This is a genomic window from Litchfieldia sinesaloumensis, assembly GCF_900156865.1.
Classification (GTDB): domain Bacteria; phylum Bacillota; class Bacilli; order Bacillales; family Bacillaceae_L; genus Ferdinandcohnia; species Ferdinandcohnia sinesaloumensis.
On record NZ_LT732529.1, the window covers coordinates 1,249,460 to 1,267,064 of the forward strand.

The window sequence follows — 17,605 nt, forward strand, 5'->3', positions numbered from 1 at the left end:
AAAATACCAATCTATATGACTTGATTTTCTAGTTGGCTGGTATATAAGTTGTGGTAATAGCCTTTTTGCTGTAATAGTGTGGTGTGATTTCCTCGTTCGACTATTTCTCCATCTTTTAAGACAATGATTTGGTCTGCCTTTTCAATTGTATTTAAGCGGTGTGCAATGATGAAGCTTGTTTTCCCTTTCATCAGGCGCTGTAATGCTTCTTGAATTTTCATTTCCGTTACGGTATCTATGCTGCTTGTTGCTTCGTCTAAGATTAAAATCGATGGATTTGCAAGGATTGCCCTAGCAATAGAAAGAAGCTGTTTCTGTCCTTGGCTAATACCGCTTCCGTCCTGATTTAAAATCGTTTTGTATTGATTTGGAAGTTTCATGATAAACGAATGAGCATTTGCTAATTTAGCCGCTTCAATCACTTCATCATCAGTAGCATCTAATCGACCATAGCGAATATTGTCCAAAATCGATGCTTGGAATAGATAAACATCCTGAAGTACAAACCCCATATTATTACGGAGGCTTTCCCTCGTTAATGATGAAATGTCAATTCCATCAATCGTAATCGAGCCAGAATCAGGTTCGTAAAACCGGGATAATAAATTGATAATCGTTGTTTTACCAGCACCTGTTGGTCCCACAAAAGCAACAGAGTTTCCAGATTTTACATCAAATGTCACACCTTTAATCGTGTTCCCATCCGTCTCATAGGAAAAATGAACATGTCTAAATGCAACATCACCTTTAATTTGATTTACTTTTCTTGCTCGCTTCTCATCCTTGGCTTCAACCTCTTCATCTAATACATCAAAAACCCGCTCGGCTCCTGCAATAGCTGAAAGAAGCGTATTAAATTGATTGGCTAGATCATTGAGTGGCCGTGTAAACTGTCTAGAATATTCTGCAAAAATGACAATCGTACCGATCGTGATATGCCCATTTAACGCTAAGATTCCACCTACGCCGGCGATAATAGCAAAGCTTAAATTGTTTAATACGTTCATTAGTTTTGGAATAAAACCGGAGTAGGCTTGTGCATAATACCCTGCCTTTTTGAGCCTTTCGCTCTTTTCTAAGAACTCATTAATAACCGTTTCTTCCTGTGAAAAAGTCTTCACAATCCGTTGACCCGAGATTGTTTCCTCGATATACCCGTTTAGTTCTCCTAGATGCTTTTGCTGTTCTTTAAAGAGTTTCCCTGTTCGTTTTGTGATCCACTTTATCCCAAAAAACATGATTGGAATAATAATCATCGTAATTAACGTTAGTAATGGACTTAACCAAAGCATAATGGCAACTGTTCCTACTAGTGTAAGTACACTCGAAAAAATTTGGATAACTGACGTATTTAGCGTCGAACTAACATTTTCAATATCGTTTGTGATTCGGCTCATAAGTTCGCCGTGCTGTCGTTTATCAAAAAAATGGATAGGTAAGCGGTGTAATTGTTCAAATAGCTCAGTCCGCATCGAGAAGACGGTATTTTGGGCAATTCCTACCATCCAATAGTTTTGGTACCAAAGAGATAAAGAATGTAGGATATAAACGACTCCTAGTCCCACTAAAAGAAGAAGGATTCCTCTATGGTCGTTGGTTACAATATACTCGTCAATACCTCTACCTAACAAAAATGGACCAAGGAGGCCAAGACCAGAACTTGCTACAACCATAGCAAGAACAGCAATCAATAATTTGTGATTAACTGCAAGATAAGCCCATATTCTTTTTATTGTTCCGATTCTGTCCTTCGATGATTGCGGTTTTTTGCCGTGCTTTTGCTGTGGACGATTAGTTCGCACCGACATGCTGTGGTCCCCCCTCTCCAAATTGCGTTTCATACACCTTCTGATAAAATGGTGAGGAATGTAATAACTCCTCATGACTACCTGATGCGATCAATTTCCCATCTTCTACAAGTAAAATCGTATCAGTTGCCATTGCCGTGTATATTTTTGACGTTATAATCAACGTAGTACACGAAACATTTTTTAGTTCTTCCAATAGTTTTGCTTCAGTTTTTAAATCCAATGCACTTGTGCTATCGTCCAATAATAATATTTTTGGATTTCGTATAAGAGCTCTTGCAATCGATATTCGCTGCTTTTGACCACCAGACAGGTTTACACCCTTTTGTCCAATTACGGTATCATATTGCAATGAAAGCTTTTCAATGGTTTCATGAATTTGCGCCCGCTTAGCAGCCATAATCATTTCTTCCATTGTCGCATCCTGTTTTCCCCATCGAATATTTTCCTTAATGGTCCCAGTAAATAAAAGTGCTTCCTGCGGAACATAGCCAATTTGTTTTCGAAGCTCGTCGAGTTTTCTAGCTTTAACATCAATTCCATCGATTAAAACGCTTCCTTGACTTACATCATATAAACGTGGAATTAATTGAAACAAGGATGTTTTGCCTGAACCCGTCGCTCCAAGAATAGCAACCGTTTCACCTGGTTTTACTGAAAATGAGATGTCCTGTAGCACCTTTGTATTTGTTCCTGGATAAGTGAAATCAACATTTGAAAACGTTATTGCACCTTGTGGGTTGTTTACACTTTTTACATTGGAAACGGATTCTGTTAAATCAACCTCGGTATCTAATACATCAAGGACACGGTCTGAAGAAGCTTTTGCCCTTGAAAAATGCATGATAATCCAAGAAAAAACACCTAACGCACCAGTAATCCGAGTTGTATAGTTGATAACTGCTACTACTTCCCCTACTTGCACACTTCCTGAACTCACATCAAGACTACCGAACCATAGGATTGCGATAATACTTCCATTCATTAAAAGCAAAAGAACCGGCATTGTGATTTCGATAAGGCGGAGCGAGGTAATTGTACGTTCTTTCAACTCTTCATTTGCGTTGAAGAAGCGCTTTGTTTCATGTCTCCAGCTTACAAAGGCTTTAATAAGTTTCATACCCGATAGGTTTTCTCGCATCACACCATTCACAGTATCTAATTTCTGTTGAACGGATTGGAAAAGCCTTCTCGCCTTAGTCATCACAAAAATGAGGAACAAAACTAAAAATGGGATTGTGACGATTAGCATCATCGCAAGTTTCGGATTTACGAGAAACGCCATGATCATCCCGAAAATAATGAGCATTGGAGCGCGGATGGCAATACGCAGACTCATAAATACTGTATTCTGCAGTTGAGTGACATCATTCGTCATTCTCGTAATCAAAGTTGCCGTTTCAAATTTCTGTAGATTGGCGAAGGAGAAAGATTGGATTTTACCAAACAATTCTTTCCTAACGTCATAAGCAAAGCTCTGACTTGTATGTGAAGCAAAGAAGGAATTGACAATTCCTGAAATAAAAGCAACCAGAGAGATCGCAATCATGATTCCTCCCCACTTCATTACAACAGAGAGATCCTTTTGCAAAATACCATCGTCGATAATTTTTGCAATTAGAAGTGGTTGTACAAGTTCTACTGCCAACTCGACGAATGTTAAAAACAATGCCACTGCAATCGCGAGTCGGTAAGGTTTTAAAAAGGTTAAGATTCTAAACATATAAGGCCTCCAAATTATGTACCAATCACATATACTTGAAATTCTGAATTATCTTAATCATACAATATAATGAATTATTATTATAGAAAAAAAACCAAAAGCTAGAGGCTTCTGGTATTTTCTTGGTTTTGTAGTGTGTGAGGATGTAAGTTTTGGCTGACAATAAAGCTTATTGCTGTAGCGATAGTCACTGCAATTAACATATACAAAACTAAGTGATGCATACCTTCTGCAACGTCAATCTGACTAGTAATTAGCATCCCCATAATACTTGCTCCAAACGTTGTGCCTATATTACGCGCAAAAAAGTGTAGACTTGTCGACATTCCTTTTTGATGTGCTTCTGCCATCTCTTGTGATCCAATTGTCCCAATCGTAACGATGAGGCCAAAGGCAAATCCTTGAATCGTTAGGATTGCAAAGAAAAACCAAAAACTACTATTGTGATTAATGAAGAAAGCAAGAACTGCAGATAGAATGAGCATCCCATTTCCCAAAAAGATTGTTTTACGATATCCATATTTCAAAATCAGTTTCCCTGATGGTACTGATGCAAGCATCCAAGCAGCACTCATCCCAAATAGAACGAGTCCACTTATTGTAATTGAAATCCCCTGTACTTCCTGCATAAACAGCGGTACATAATTTTGAAAGGCAAAAATACTTAAGAAGATAAATACCCCATTAATATTGAGCCAAGATATTTCTTTATTTTTTAAAATCTCAATCGGAATAAAACGTTTATCTGATTTTTTCTCAGACAAGAAAAATGAAATTAGAAAAACGATCCCTAGCGCATTATAGAGTAATAGATTATCAGTTGTTATCGTGTTCATTAAAAAGGCTAGCATACTTCCTGTGAACAGAACCGCACTTACATAGTTAAGTGGGGTTTTATCCTTTGTTACAATTTCTTTATATGGAAGTAAACATAGGAGAACAATTATCCCAATCGGTATATTGATAAAGAAAATCCACCGCCATGACATCGTTTCAACAAAAAATCCACCGATTAAGGGTGCAATGACAGCAGAAACTCCCCACATTGCGGAAAAGAATCCTTGAATTTTTCCACGTTTTTCAATGGAATAAAGGTCTCCTGCAATAATCATAGTTAGTGGTGTTACTCCACCGGCTCCTAAGCCTTGGATCCCTCGATAGATAATTAATTCAATCATAGAATCCGCTAAACCACAGAGTAATGATCCAATTGTAAAGAGAATTACTGAAATACCGAAGATTTTTTTCCTTCCGTAAATATCGGCAAGTTTCCCGAATATTGGTAAGGAAACAGTAGAAAATAGTACATAAATGGCAAACATCCAACCGTAAAATTTATAACCACCGAGCTTTTCAGCTATTGTTGGTGCAGTTGTCTGAAGGATTGTAGTGTCCATCGCACTAATAAGCATTGCAAGAACAATACTTACTAAAACAAATGGTTTTGATCTCATCTCGTCTTCCCCTTTGAGCTTAGAATTATTTTATTATACTACAGAAAATGGCAATGAAAAGGATAACATAAATGTGTCTTAACAAAAAAGAGGTTATTTGATGATTCGTATTACTGCAATTACAGAAAAAGATGAACGGTTAACAGGCATCCCTATTTCAGAAATTAAACAAACGGAGTGGAAATGGTATTGGATTGATTTTAATCAACCTACTGATGAGGAGATTAATGAGTTGTCAGCGACACTTCATTTTCATCCGCTTGCGATTGAAGATTGCATCCATATTTTACAGCGACCTAAATTAGATTTTTATGAAAAGAACACATTCTTTGTTACTCACAGCCTTCACCAAGCAACATTAGAAAAAGAAGAAATAACTATATTTTTAGGAGAAGGGTATATTGTAACGTTCCATTTAAAAGAATCAGGTGAAGTCAATGATGTCTGGAACCGCTTAATGGTGACGGAAACACCAGAAAGTTGGGATCCCTCCCTTGTTTTGTATCATATTATCGATAAACTAGTTGATAATTATTTTCCGATAGTGTATCAACTTGAGGATACATTAAATGCAATTGAAGATAATTCAAATGAGAAATCAATGGAAGAGCTCCTTGATGAACTCTTCGATACGAGGCATAATTTGCTAACGCTGAGGCATACGGTTACACCGATGAGAGATTTAGTATATCGCATTATTAACTCCCATCGTCTCGACCTTTTACAACACCGAATTGAATACTTTCATGACATTCATGATCATTTGTTGAGGCTTACTGAAAAAATAGATGCAAGTCGTGAGCTAACAGCAGATATTCGAGATAGTTATTTGTCGTTAAATTCACATCAAACCAATAAGGTAATGCGAATTTTAACTGTTATTACGACGATTTTCATGCCACTAACGTTCATTGCCGGTATTTATGGGATGAACTTCGCACATATGCCCGAACTTACTTATAAGTATGGATATTTTGTGATACAAGGCATTATGATCGTGATTGGAATTGGAATGTTTGTCTGGTTTAAGCAAAAAGGCTGGTTCCGTTGATGTGTTTTGAATCGAGTGATTTTAATAAAGGTAGCAAATAAGTGTCTTTAGTCACCTATGGCTAAGACACTTTTTATTTTTTTACAAAAACTTTCTGAAAATACTATTAACGACCCCCTCATTTCGTATATAATAAATTTTGTTAGAGTATCGAAATATATGGGGGTAACAAATATGACAAAGGTTAAAGAAAAGCTATTAACTCGTGCTGAGGTACCGGTTGAGCAAACCTGGAAACTGGAAGACTTGTTTCCATCCGTTGATGCGTGGGAACAAGAATTAGCAGCAGTTGAAGCCGATGTTTCAACCGTTACAAAATATAAAGGGCAATTAGGAAATGGTTCTAAGACATTATTAGATTGTTTACTTGCTGAAGAAGAACTTACAAAACGTATGATTTTAGTTGGTACATATGCAAGTCTTCGCTTCAATGAGGATGCGACGAATTCTGAAAATCAAGGGAATGCAGCAAGAATATCGTCCATCTTTGCTAAAATTGGTGCTGCCTTATCATTTATCGAGTCTGAAATCCTCTCATTACCAGATGGAGCGATTGAGCAATACATAAAGGAAGAAAAAGAATTAGAAGTATTTCAAAATAACTTAAATAAAATAATAGAGAAAAAGCCACATACGCTTTCACCGGAAACGGAAGAAGCGTTAGCTGCTCTAGGTGAAGTTCATGATGCACCGTATATGATATACCAACGAAGTAAAGCATCTGATATGACGTTCCCATCATTTACCGATGAGGAAGGAAATGAACTCCCTCTTTCTTTTGCATTATTTGAGGATCGTTATGAGCTTTCTGAAAATCCTACAATCCGAAGAAACGCATTCAAGGCTTTCTCTGAAACGTTAAAAAAATACCAAAATACATTTGCAGCAGCTTATGGTACTGAAGTTAAGAAACAGGTTGCTCTTTCAAAACTACGTAACTATGATTCTGTAACGGATATGCTCTTGCATCCACAACAGGTTACGCTAGAAATGTACCATAATCAGTTAGACATTATCCAAACCGAGCTTGCACCACATATGCGCAAATTTGCAAAATTAAAGCAACGCGTTCTAGGATTAGACACGCTTCACTTTAGTGATTTAAAAGCACCTCTAGATCCTGATTTTAATCCGAAAACGACTTATGAAGAAGCTTCTAAAACGATTCTTGAAGCTTTGAAGGTAATGGGTCCTGAATACAGTGCAATTATGGAAAAAGGATTAACTGAGCGCTGGGTGGATCTCCCTGCGAACGTTGGAAAATCCACAGGTGCATTCTGCTCTAGCCCATATGGTTCACATCCATACATTTTAATTACTTGGACGGATACAATGCGCGGTGCATTTATTTTAGCTCATGAGCTCGGCCATGCAGGTCATTTCTATTATGCAAATGGACATCAGCGAGTTGGAAATACACGTCCATCTACTTACTTTATCGAAGCTCCTTCAACTATGAATGAATTGCTTCTAGCAGAGCATCTTTTATCGAACACGGACGATAAGAGAATGAAACGTTGGGTCATTCTTCAGTTATTAGGAACGTACTATCATAATTTCGTAACCCATTTACTTGAGGGTGAATATCAACGTCGCGTATACGCTCTTGCGGAATCAGGAAAACCAATCACGGCTCCTGCTTTAAGTGGTATCAAGGGTGATGTATTAAAATCCTTCTGGGGAGATACAGTTGAGATTGATGAAGCTGCAAGTTTAACATGGATGCGTCAACCTCATTACTATATGGGACTATATCCTTACACCTATTCTGCAGGGTTAACAGCATCTACTGCTGTTGCGCAGTTAATTAAAGAAGAAGGTCAGCCTGTAGTTGACCGCTGGATTGAGGTTTTAAAAGCTGGTGGTACAATGAAGCCACTTGAGTTAATGAAATATGCTGGTGTAGATATGTCGAAGCCAGATGCTATTCGTAAGGCAGTTTCTTATGTTGGAGAATTGATTTCTGAATTAGAAGGACTTTACGAGTAAAATTAAATGAGGGTATCCCAAAAGCTTTGGGGCCCTCTTTTTGTATGGCGGTATTACATAAGAAGATTTCCACTTCAGGTGGACGCTTTCTTACCTATAGTCAAGTTTTTATAAAATTATTTATCTGTTAACAATGATTTATATAGTTTAATGCTGCCGACAGGCTGTTCCTCTCCGTTCCGGCGCTCGCTTTTTCGCGGGGCATGTCTTGAGCCTCCTCGGGAGAGAAAGGCCTACACACTGATAACTATTACCCTGTGCATGCCATAATTACATTTCCATCAGGGTCTTTGAAATTAAACCAAGCAAAGCTCTCTCCTACTCTTTCGATTTCTCTTACAATTTCAATATCGTTGGATTTAATAAATTCATAGGCAACATCTATATCGTCAACCAGAAAGTTAAAAATGGGGCTTGGTGATGGTTTATGGATGAAAGTCGGATCAAAGCTGTGGTCATCTAATGTTAAACTCGTTGTCCCATTGATTGGTATGTTATACACAGGAGACTGCACTTTATTCAAATCCGGTGCTTGTCCTAAAAGGTTGCTGTACCATTCCACTGATTTCTTTAGATCTGATACATGGATGAAAATTCCACCGATTGTATTTTTAATTGGTGATTGATTTGAGTTATTCATTGCAACACATCCCTTATAAAAATTTTACTAACTTATATCCTACTTTTGCCATTACTCGATAGGTATCATCAAAAACATTCTACATAAATTTGATAATACCTTTTAAATATGTAAATCTTACTATTGATAAAATGAATCTTATAAAATGAATCCGACTCCCACTTTGTGAAGTGTCGGCCAATTGTTCATTATTCTCAAAGCTATTAGAGGAGAATTGAGTCGAAGAAACGTCATTTTTCCGTATGTTCATACTCGATTCTCCCTTTCTATTTATCAAAACAGTGTTAACGAATTCTACATAAACCGGTCCATCTTAGTTAAATACATGTAAACGACTGGATCTGACGTAAGCTAATTCCGAAATACATCCATCTGAATCCATTCCATCTGTACCCTGAGACAGATCTTCTTCCTACAAATGTTGGATAGAACCAGAATTGTTCAGGTCCGCGTAGCCATACATAGGTATACCTGAATAAACACCCTCTAATACTACCTGGATCGACGGCGAAAGTTTGAGCTTGTTGAGTTTGTGTCGGGACAAACGATGGTGGTGGTGCGGTTGGAGGTCCACCACCTTGACCTTGGCTAGGTGGGCCGAATGGTGGAAATCCACTAGGCCCTTGACCAGGTGGTCCCATTGATCCGCCACCAAAAGGTGGAAAAAATGAACCTAATTGTCTCTCATATTCATAGTCGTAAGAAATACCATTGTGGTCTGGTTGTGGCAATCCCATTACATGATAGGGGTCATAATAATACATCTGTCTAAATCACTCCTTATTCATAGACTACTAGCATCCTATTCCATAGGCTTACGCCTTTAAACTTGTACCTCCAAAATGTGCGTTTACCCATAATAGAAAAAAACACCTGCCTCTACTACTAAGAATAGTATCTAGAGGCAGGTGCCAGAGTTTAGTGGTCTCTATGAACAAAGTAATTCAAAATATATTTTAAAAATGTAGTTTTGAGTGGAATCTCTTGTAAGGCATCTAACGCCAAACAATAATGTTCCCACATTGCTTTTTTCGCATCTTGTACTCCAAGTACAGAAACAAAGGTTGAATGATTGTTTTCAGCATCTTTCCCAATGGTTTTTCCAAGCACACTAGAGGTACCCTCGACATCTAGTAGATCATCCTTAATTTGAAAGGCAATACCTGCATGATAGGCAAACTTTTTTAACGCTATTGTTTCTGCTTCACCTACTTTTGCGAGAATAGCGGGCATAATCAGTGAGGCTTCAAATCCTTTTCCGGTTTTTAAGAAGCACATTTGGTTTAATTGTTCGAGCGTTAATTGTTTTCCTTTAGATTCTAAGTCTAGCGCTTGCCCCTTGCACATATCCATTGTTGTTTCTGTTGAGTATTGGATTAATTTTAATACCGTTTTCGAATCGTATTGTGAAAGTGACGTTTGCTCAAATATAGCTCTTTGAGTCAGAAACAGACCGGTTAATTCCGCAACAGCTGTACTATATGACTGATGGACTGTTGGTCTCCCTCGTCGGAAAGAAGCATTATCTTGAGCCGGAAGGTCATCGTAAATCAAAGAGGCTGTATGCATGTACTCAATAGATTTTAAAAGTGGAGTAATTGCATATTCATCTAATTCGAATTCTTTTACCCCCACCATCCATGTAACGATTGGCCGTAATCGTTTCCCGTCTCCTGCGAGACTATGATTTGAAGCATCCGATATCGATGATGATTCTGTATGATTTTGAATGTGCAACTGGTTATTTAGCTTTGAGCGAACTTCTATAATCAAATCAGTGAATGAATTCTGTTCGTCTTGATCCTTTTTTAAACTGTTTACCATATGGTCGCGTAAAAGTTTATCAAAGAAATCAACGTCATCTGCTTTACGAACCATTTTTTGTATCGTGCGATCTAACTCTGGATTTCCCGTTGCAAATGTGTCCATGACTTCATCATATACTTTAGTGCCTACTTTCTTTTTAAAACGTTTTAAGCCATTAATGGCACGGTTTAATATGATTTCTCGAGCTTTTTGATCATAATTGTACACATTGTAAATCAAATAAGAAATGACAGCCCAATATAGTTCATATGGATTTACTAGATCAGAACGATGTTTATAATAGGTTAAATAATACGTATAAGGTGTTACTGCACCATGCTCCATGTCGGAAAACATGTCTGCAAAGTCATCCGCCAACTGATTATATATACCATAAAGGAAGATACGTTTGTTAATCTCTTTATCCTCAGGAGCAGTTAGAAGTGAACGGACAATCATACGGGAGGATGCAGATTTAATGATAATTGGGATATATAATTCCTCATTGGTATACGTGTCATTTGATAGCACCTTCTCCCTGTCGACCTCTTGGGATTTGAAAAAAACATAGGTTTGTTCAAAAAAAGAATGTAAGGTTTCTTGAGGTTGATGATCCTTAATAAACTGGAAGGCTTCGGCAAGCTCAGAATGTATAAATTCGAGTAATTCTTTGTTGTCCTCTGGCCATTCCCCTAATGCAGGTACAGTTTGTGTTATAAGAGTGATTCGAATCAGATTGGAATACTCCCTTTTTTCCTGATCGGACAGGACTTTTGCATCCAAAAGGTCATCAATAAATGGATAAGTGAGTCCATAGGCATACCCTAATCGTATCGCTGTATCAAGTTTTTTTGAGCGTTCTTCCTGGGAAGGAGTTCCACGCATCTCTTCAATCTCGTTGATTATGACACCTGCAATAATCTTAATTAATTTTCTTCTGGCATGTGTTCGGTCCATTCCCTCTGGTATGTTTGTAGAAACGGTCTTTAATTTATCCATCAACCAGATAATCGTACTTTCAATACCTTCCTTTTGGCCCCAGCGATATAACCCAGCCATACTAAAAAGATCGATATCTTCTTTATTATCCTTGGATGTAACTTCTAGTAAATGATTCTTTAAACTAGTGACAACGTTTTGTATTCTTGTTTGTGTAGCACTAGAAGTAAGGTCTTTTCCCATATCTCTCATAAAAATATAGGAGATACTACGATCCAAATAACGTTCTAGCTTCCCCCTATAATGTAGGTACCGTATATAATTGTAATATCCTTCGTTTTCTAATGCCTTTTTCCTATTTGTTTTAAAAGGAATAATTGAACGATGAATATGATCTTGTTTCCAGGAGTGAAAGTCATTGGTTAATTGTGTAACATACTTCTTCTCTTGGACATCTTGAAAAAGCGCTTGAAAATACTCAGTAGCCATCTTCTCAGCGAGCTGATAGCTTTTTTCAGTATTCTTTTTTACTCCAACATTCATAATAGATACCTCAACTTTTGTTCAATGCATTATACTTAATCGTATTCACGTCGTTCTTCCTTTAAACTATCATATTATATTTTTTACTACTACAATTTTGGATCGACGGTTGTTTCTAAAAGATAATACATCAACAAAAAAACAGCAAGAGGAAAAGTTTTAGTTTTTTCCTCTTGCTGTTTTACGAACTAGCTATTTCAGGTTTGCCCTTCATTCTATCATTGTGCTGTAAGTCCACCATCTACAACAAATTCTGAACCTGTAGAGTAACTTGAATCATCCGAAGCTAGATACAAAACTATGTTAGTTACTTCTTCAGGCTTTGCAATTCGACGATTTGGGATGAATTTCGCAAATTCCTGTATTGCTTCCTTTGCATCATCTTGAGCAATCATTGGTGTTTCAATTACGCCAGGGTGAACGGAATTTACACGAATGCCCATATGAGCCAGTTGAAGAGCAGCCGCTTTTGTCATACCACGTACTGCAAATTTTGTATCAGTGTAGCCAATCGCGCCACCCACGAGTCCGTTGATTGAAGAAATATTAATTATTGAACCGCCCTTTGTTTTTTGCATGGACGGTACTACTGATTTCATCCCAAGAAAAACTGAGACTTGATTAATGTCTAAAATTCTTCTATATTCTTCTTCTGTGATTTCCATTAAACTTTTGTTCATGCTGATACCAGCATTGTTGACTAGAATATCAATTGGACCAAACGTTGATTCTGTTTCACTAACAACTGTTGCCCAATCATCAGCCTTTGTTACATCTTGTTTAATGAATCGAGCATGATCACCAAGTTCTTTTTCTAATGAATTTCCATCATCTTCAAGAATATCCGTAAAAACAACTTTTGCACCTTCAGCAACAAACCTACGTACATGAGCTGCTCCCATACCACGTGCTCCACCAGTAATAACCGCAACTTTACCGACTAATTTACTCACAATGCCCACTCCTTATGTACAGTACTAAATTTATTTTAAACACAATCTTATTTTATATTAAAAAATGGGTCATTGAGGTACTATTATTTGACCAAAATTCTACAAATACATAGAGTTGCATCAAACTTAAATAACCTGAGCTTGTAATAAACTCAGGTTGTTATACTTCGATTTAATAAACTTACTTATCTAGCTTTAGTTTGGCCAGTGCATCGGCTAATGCTGTGTTGATTGGCTCTTCCTTTTGTTGCTTTTTCATGTAATTGGATACTTCTTTTTTAGATAGTTTACCACTTTGATTCTTTTTACGGCGCTCGTTGAAGGTAGATAGTTTTTCTCTATGGCCACATTTACACACAAATAGTTGACCTTCCCCTTCTCCACGCAGTTCCAGTTTCTTATGACAATTCGGGCATCTTGCGTTTGTTAGTTTCGCGATGTTTTTACGATGACCACATTCGCGATCTTGACAGACTAGCATTTTCCCTTTTTTTCCATTTACTTCAAGCATTAATTTACCACAGTCCGGACATTTTGTTCCTGTGATATTATCATGCTTGAATTTTGAGTCACTTGTTTTGATCTCAGAGACAACTTCTTTTGTATATTGCTTTATATCTGAAATGAAAGCATTTTTCTTTAAGCGGCCTTTCGCAATTTGCTCAAGTTTTTGCTCCCATTCAGCTGATAGTACGGGGGATTTTATATCCTCTGGGACAAATTCTAAAAGTTGTTTCCCTTTATTCGTAATATGAATGTCTTGCCCTTTCTTTTCAATTAAAAATGTATTGAAAAGCTTATCGATAATATCCGCACGTGTTGCCACTGTACCTAGTCCACCTGTTTTGCCGATTGTATCGATTAAATCTTTACTTTCTCCTGCCATATATTTAGCAGGGTTTTCCATTGCGGAGAGCAAAGTACCTTCATTGAACGGCTTAGGTGGTTGTGTTTCTTTATTGATTTCTTTAATACTAAGGAGCTTCACAGTCATCCCTGGCTGAATCGATGCTGGAATTTGACCTTCATCATCATTCTCATCCATTGAAGTGATAACCTCTTTCCACCCTATCGACGTAACTGTGATCCCTTTTGCAGTGAAAGATTCTTTACCTATACGGGCCAGTACTGTTTTTTGTTCATACGTATAAGGTGGAAGAAATACGGCTAAAAAGCGTTTTACGATGAGATCATAGATTTTCTCTTCCTTAGCGGATAAAGCTTGTAAATTCGGGCGCTCTTCAGTTGGAATGATTGCGTGGTGGTCTGTCACCTTGCTATTATCAACAAACGATTTATTCGTCTTAATTCCGCTCTTCAAAATCTTTGCACCAATTTTAGAGTATGGCTGAACCATACATGCTTCAATTCGATCCTTCAATGTCTCAATCATATCGGTTGATATGTATTTTGAATCTGTACGTGGATAAGTTACTAGCTTGTGCTGTTCGTAAAGCTTTTGAAGGACATTTAAAGTTTCCTTTGCTGAGAAGCCAAATCGCTTATTGGCATCACGTTGAAGCTCTGTTAAATCATAAAGATGTGGAGCATAGCTTTTCTTTTGCGACGTTTGGACATCGATGATTTCGGCTTCTTGTCCTTGTAGGGAACGTACAATGGAAGATGAGACTTCTTTTTTGAAAATACGTTGCTCCTTTGTTTTTTCATGCTGCCATTTTAGGGTTAAACCGTCAGCTACTGCTCTAATTTCAGTGTATGGAACGGGTTTGAAGTTTTTAATTTCCTCTTCGCGCTTAGCAATAATGGCAAGTGTTGGTGTTTGGACACGGCCACATGAGAGTTGTGCATTAAATTTTGTTGTCAATGCTCTAGTAGCATTAATCCCAACAAGCCAGTCAGCCTCGGCACGTGCGACAGCAGAAGAATAGAGATTTTCGTATTCTTTTCCGTTTTTGAGGGTAGCAAAACCTTGTTTAATGGCTTTATCTGTCACAGATGAAATCCATAAACGCTTAATCGGTTTACTTGTTTTTGATTTTTCAATGATCCATCTAGCAACCAGTTCTCCTTCTCGACCTGCGTCCGTTGCAATAATGATTTCACCGACATCCTTCCGGTGCATTTGGGTCTTTACAGCACTATATTGTTTGCCAGTTTGCTTGATTACGACAAGACTTAATGGATTAGGAATAATCGGTAGGTGCTCTAGCTTCCACGATTTATATTGTTCCCCGTATTTTTCAGGGTCTGCTAGTGTAACAAGATGTCCTAATGCCCATGTTACGATATATTTATCTCCTTCGAAAAAGCCATTCCCCTTCTTGTGACAATTAAGGACACGGGCGATGTCTCTCCCAACAGATGGTTTTTCAGCAAGAACTAGTGATTTCATTTCAATTCCTCCAATTCATTCTTCTTATTATACACGATTTGGATTTGAAGGCATAAAGAAAACTCGGTATTAACACCGAGTTTAATGATTATTAGGGAGAGTAATTTTAAATTCTGTTAAGTAGGAATCTGATGAACAAGAAATGGTACCACCATGTTTTTCGATGATTTTTTTACATACAAAAAGTCCTATCCCTGTTCCAAATTCCTTAGTTGTATAAAACGGTTCAAAAATGGTATCAAGCGATTCTTTTGGTATTGCCGGTCCATTGTTTGAGATGGAAACGACAATTTCTTTATCACATCTATGACCTTTTATCGTAATACTTCTATCCGTTTCTCGCTGTCTTAATGCGTCGATGGAATTCATAAGTATATTCAATAATACCTGTCTAATTTCGTCTTCATTTACCGTAATACTGATATCATCAGCAATATCAGTTGAAACGTTTACATCCCCGTCTAAAATACTAGCGTAGATGAACTCGGTAATTTCAGTAAACATACTGTGCAATGAGACCTCTTCTTGCTGATTATCAATTAGTTCTTTCTTTGAGACATGCAAGAACTGAGAAATTTTATAATTCAACTGATTTAATTCATGGCTTATGATATCTAAGTACTTTACGTCTGGGTTGTCATTACCAATGAGTTTGACAAAGCCAATTACAGCTGTAAGTGGATTGCGAAATTCATGAACAAATGTCGATGCCATTTGACCGAGTATGGTTAGACGCTCCTGATGACTTTGGTCGATGTAATGAATTTTATCTTGGAGCTGTTTCTCTTTCATTTCCGTGTATTTTGAAACAGCATGGTAGGAAAATAAATCGAAGATTCGATTTACTTCTTCGAAAATAGGTTCTAGTTTATCGTGATCAATCCCTGAGCGATAAATATACTTAAGTATTTCGCTCCTTCCAAGATTGACATTATAGACAAATTCCCCGATATTAATATTTGCTTCCACTCGTTCTTCTGCCAGTTTACAAGCAAATGTTTTTAGTTTTTCTTCATCAATAGGAGTAATCAATGAGTTCTTTATGAGTTCAAACATTGATAATCCATTCAATACTAATTTGTCCTTGTGAACATCATCCTCAGACATGACTGATTTCTCTTTCCATGATTTTAAAAAGAATGATAGATTGCTTTCTAGGTAATAGATGAGTTCTGCAGCGGCTTGATTCATTTGTTCAGGTCCTTTCATAAAATACGATTAAAGTCCATAATATGTATTTATTCTACATATTTTGCGGAATTCCTTTTTGAATTTTAGAAAAATTAAAATAGTAGACAAGTTTTATGGGAGGGCAAGCATACATTATATTGAGACAAACTATAGGAGGGTTGATTAATGAATTTTGTAGTGATTAAAAGAAGTTGGATTGTTACCGCTTTTGTTGCTGCATTGGTCGTAATTGGAGGATGGATTTGGCTGAAACCAGAGATCATTCCAACCATTGCACCACAGGCTGCGAAAGACGATGTCGTGATACATATTACAACTGGAGAACTTAAATCTAAGACGGATGACGGCAAAGAAATTGAATCCTACTTTTGGAATCCTGGAACGGTCTATGTACCCGATGGCAAAGAAGTAACGTTTAAGATTTATGGTGTAAATGGGAAAGAGCATTCATTTTACATTGAAGGTACAGACATAAAGGGCACTGTAAAAAAAGGAGAGGAAATCACCGTTAACGCCACTTTTAAAGAAGAGGGTATGTACCGTATCATCTGCTTAAATCACTCTGATATCAATAATAATGGTCCGATGATTGGTTATATTGTCGTAGATTAATTTTTAGTGTAGCTAGGAAAAATGCCAAACAGGAGAATTTCTTCTCCTGTTTTTTTAGATTTTTTTTACTGTAATGGCATTCGTTGTTTTTTTGACAATACAATCTTCAATATCTGCTTGTCCAAGGAGACCAAGAGTTATGGCGGCTTCTATTTTCTGTTGGTCGGGCTGCTTTGTAATTTGAATGCAGTCAACAAGATTTAATTCTTCTAATCTCTGAACCATCTTCTCGTTGTGATAGCCTTCTGAGGAACGAATAATGCGTTGAATTTTGTAATCCCCTACTACTGATTCCCCTTTTTCATGCTTACCAACTGTTTCATCGAAATACGAATTAAAAGCCTTTTTTAATTCCTTCAGTTCCTTCTCAATCTCCTTCGCCTTTTCACTTAATGTGAAATATCTTGTAATCAGTTCTTCTCGTAGCTGTGTAAAAGACGTTGAATCTTGCATATGGTTCACCCCATTTTTTTTTTGATACTTCATCATATGTTTGGGGATGGAAGAACATTCTTTTCACTAATATAGAAAAAACAAAGGAGC

The 17,605-nt window shown here is 37.2% G+C and carries 13 protein-coding genes; 3 read left to right on the forward strand and 10 right to left on the reverse strand.

What is annotated here, in order from left to right:
• Positions 1-11 precede the first annotated feature (11 nt).
• The 3 genes from CZ490_RS06120 to CZ490_RS06130 form a co-directional block, all read right to left on the reverse strand.
• On the reverse strand, positions 12-1,808 hold the full coding sequence (locus CZ490_RS06120; RefSeq protein WP_142255338.1) for an ABC transporter ATP-binding protein: 1,797 nt from the start codon (positions 1,806-1,808) through the stop codon (positions 12-14).
• Positions 1,792-3,531 (reverse strand): ABC transporter ATP-binding protein, encoded by a 1,740-nt coding sequence (locus tag CZ490_RS06125; RefSeq protein ID WP_077618072.1) that lies wholly within the window; start codon positions 3,529-3,531, stop codon positions 1,792-1,794. Before CZ490_RS06125 ends, CZ490_RS06120 begins: the two co-directional genes overlap by 17 nt.
• Before the next feature lie 101 nt (positions 3,532-3,632).
• Positions 3,633-4,985, reverse strand: a complete 1,353-nt coding sequence (locus CZ490_RS06130; RefSeq protein WP_077618073.1) for an MDR family MFS transporter — start codon at positions 4,983-4,985, stop codon at positions 3,633-3,635.
• Positions 4,986-5,085: 100 nt separating this feature from the next.
• On the opposite strand from CZ490_RS06130, the gene corA reads away from it, so the two are divergent.
• Both corA and pepF read left to right on the forward strand, forming a co-directional pair.
• Positions 5,086-6,036: a magnesium/cobalt transporter CorA gene (gene corA, locus CZ490_RS06135; RefSeq protein WP_077618074.1), complete on the forward strand. Its 951-nt coding sequence runs from the start codon at positions 5,086-5,088 to the stop codon at positions 6,034-6,036.
• Between the two features lie 174 nt (positions 6,037-6,210).
• A complete protein-coding gene (gene pepF, locus CZ490_RS06140) occupies positions 6,211-8,025 on the forward strand; it encodes an oligoendopeptidase F (RefSeq protein WP_077618075.1) in 1,815 nt (604 codons plus the stop codon).
• A 250-nt stretch (positions 8,026-8,275) separates the two neighbouring features.
• Here pepF and CZ490_RS06145 read toward each other — a convergent pair whose 3' ends face one another.
• The 6 genes from CZ490_RS06145 to CZ490_RS06170 all read right to left on the reverse strand — a co-directional run bounded on the left by CZ490_RS06145 (position 8,276) and on the right by CZ490_RS06170 (position 16,468).
• Positions 8,276-8,665, reverse strand: a complete 390-nt coding sequence (locus tag CZ490_RS06145; protein WP_077618076.1) for a VOC family protein — start codon at positions 8,663-8,665, stop codon at positions 8,276-8,278.
• A 317-nt stretch (positions 8,666-8,982) separates the two neighbouring features.
• Positions 8,983-9,429 carry a hypothetical protein gene (locus CZ490_RS06150; protein WP_077618077.1) on the reverse strand — a complete coding sequence of 149 codons (447 nt, stop codon included), beginning with the start codon at positions 9,427-9,429 and terminating at the stop codon, positions 8,983-8,985.
• A gap of 154 nt (positions 9,430-9,583) precedes the next feature.
• Entirely contained in the window at positions 9,584-11,953 is a 2,370-nt protein-coding gene (locus tag CZ490_RS06155) for a polyprenyl synthetase family protein (RefSeq protein ID WP_077618078.1), read from the reverse strand.
• Positions 11,954-12,171: 218 nt separating this feature from the next.
• The gene (locus tag CZ490_RS06160) at positions 12,172-12,906 is read right to left on the reverse strand and encodes a glucose 1-dehydrogenase (RefSeq protein ID WP_077618079.1); all 735 of its coding nucleotides are present in this window, start codon (positions 12,904-12,906) and stop codon (positions 12,172-12,174) included.
• Between the two features lie 181 nt (positions 12,907-13,087).
• Entirely contained in the window at positions 13,088-15,259 is a 2,172-nt protein-coding gene (locus CZ490_RS06165) for a DNA topoisomerase III (protein ID WP_077618080.1), read from the reverse strand.
• 81 nt (positions 15,260-15,340) lie between these two features.
• Positions 15,341-16,468, reverse strand: a complete 1,128-nt coding sequence (locus CZ490_RS06170) for a histidine kinase N-terminal domain-containing protein (RefSeq protein ID WP_234987175.1) — start codon at positions 16,466-16,468, stop codon at positions 15,341-15,343.
• Positions 16,469-16,615: 147 nt separating this feature from the next.
• Here CZ490_RS06170 and CZ490_RS06175 point away from each other — a divergent pair, with 147 nt between their 5' ends.
• A complete protein-coding gene (locus CZ490_RS06175; protein ID WP_077618081.1) occupies positions 16,616-17,062 on the forward strand; it encodes a cupredoxin domain-containing protein in 447 nt (148 codons plus the stop codon).
• A 54-nt stretch (positions 17,063-17,116) separates the two neighbouring features.
• On the opposite strand, the gene CZ490_RS06180 is transcribed toward CZ490_RS06175, so the two are convergent.
• Positions 17,117-17,548 carry a hypothetical protein gene (locus CZ490_RS06180; RefSeq protein ID WP_234987176.1) on the reverse strand — a complete coding sequence of 144 codons (432 nt, stop codon included), beginning with the start codon at positions 17,546-17,548 and terminating at the stop codon, positions 17,117-17,119.
• Positions 17,549-17,605: the final 57 nt, after the last annotated feature.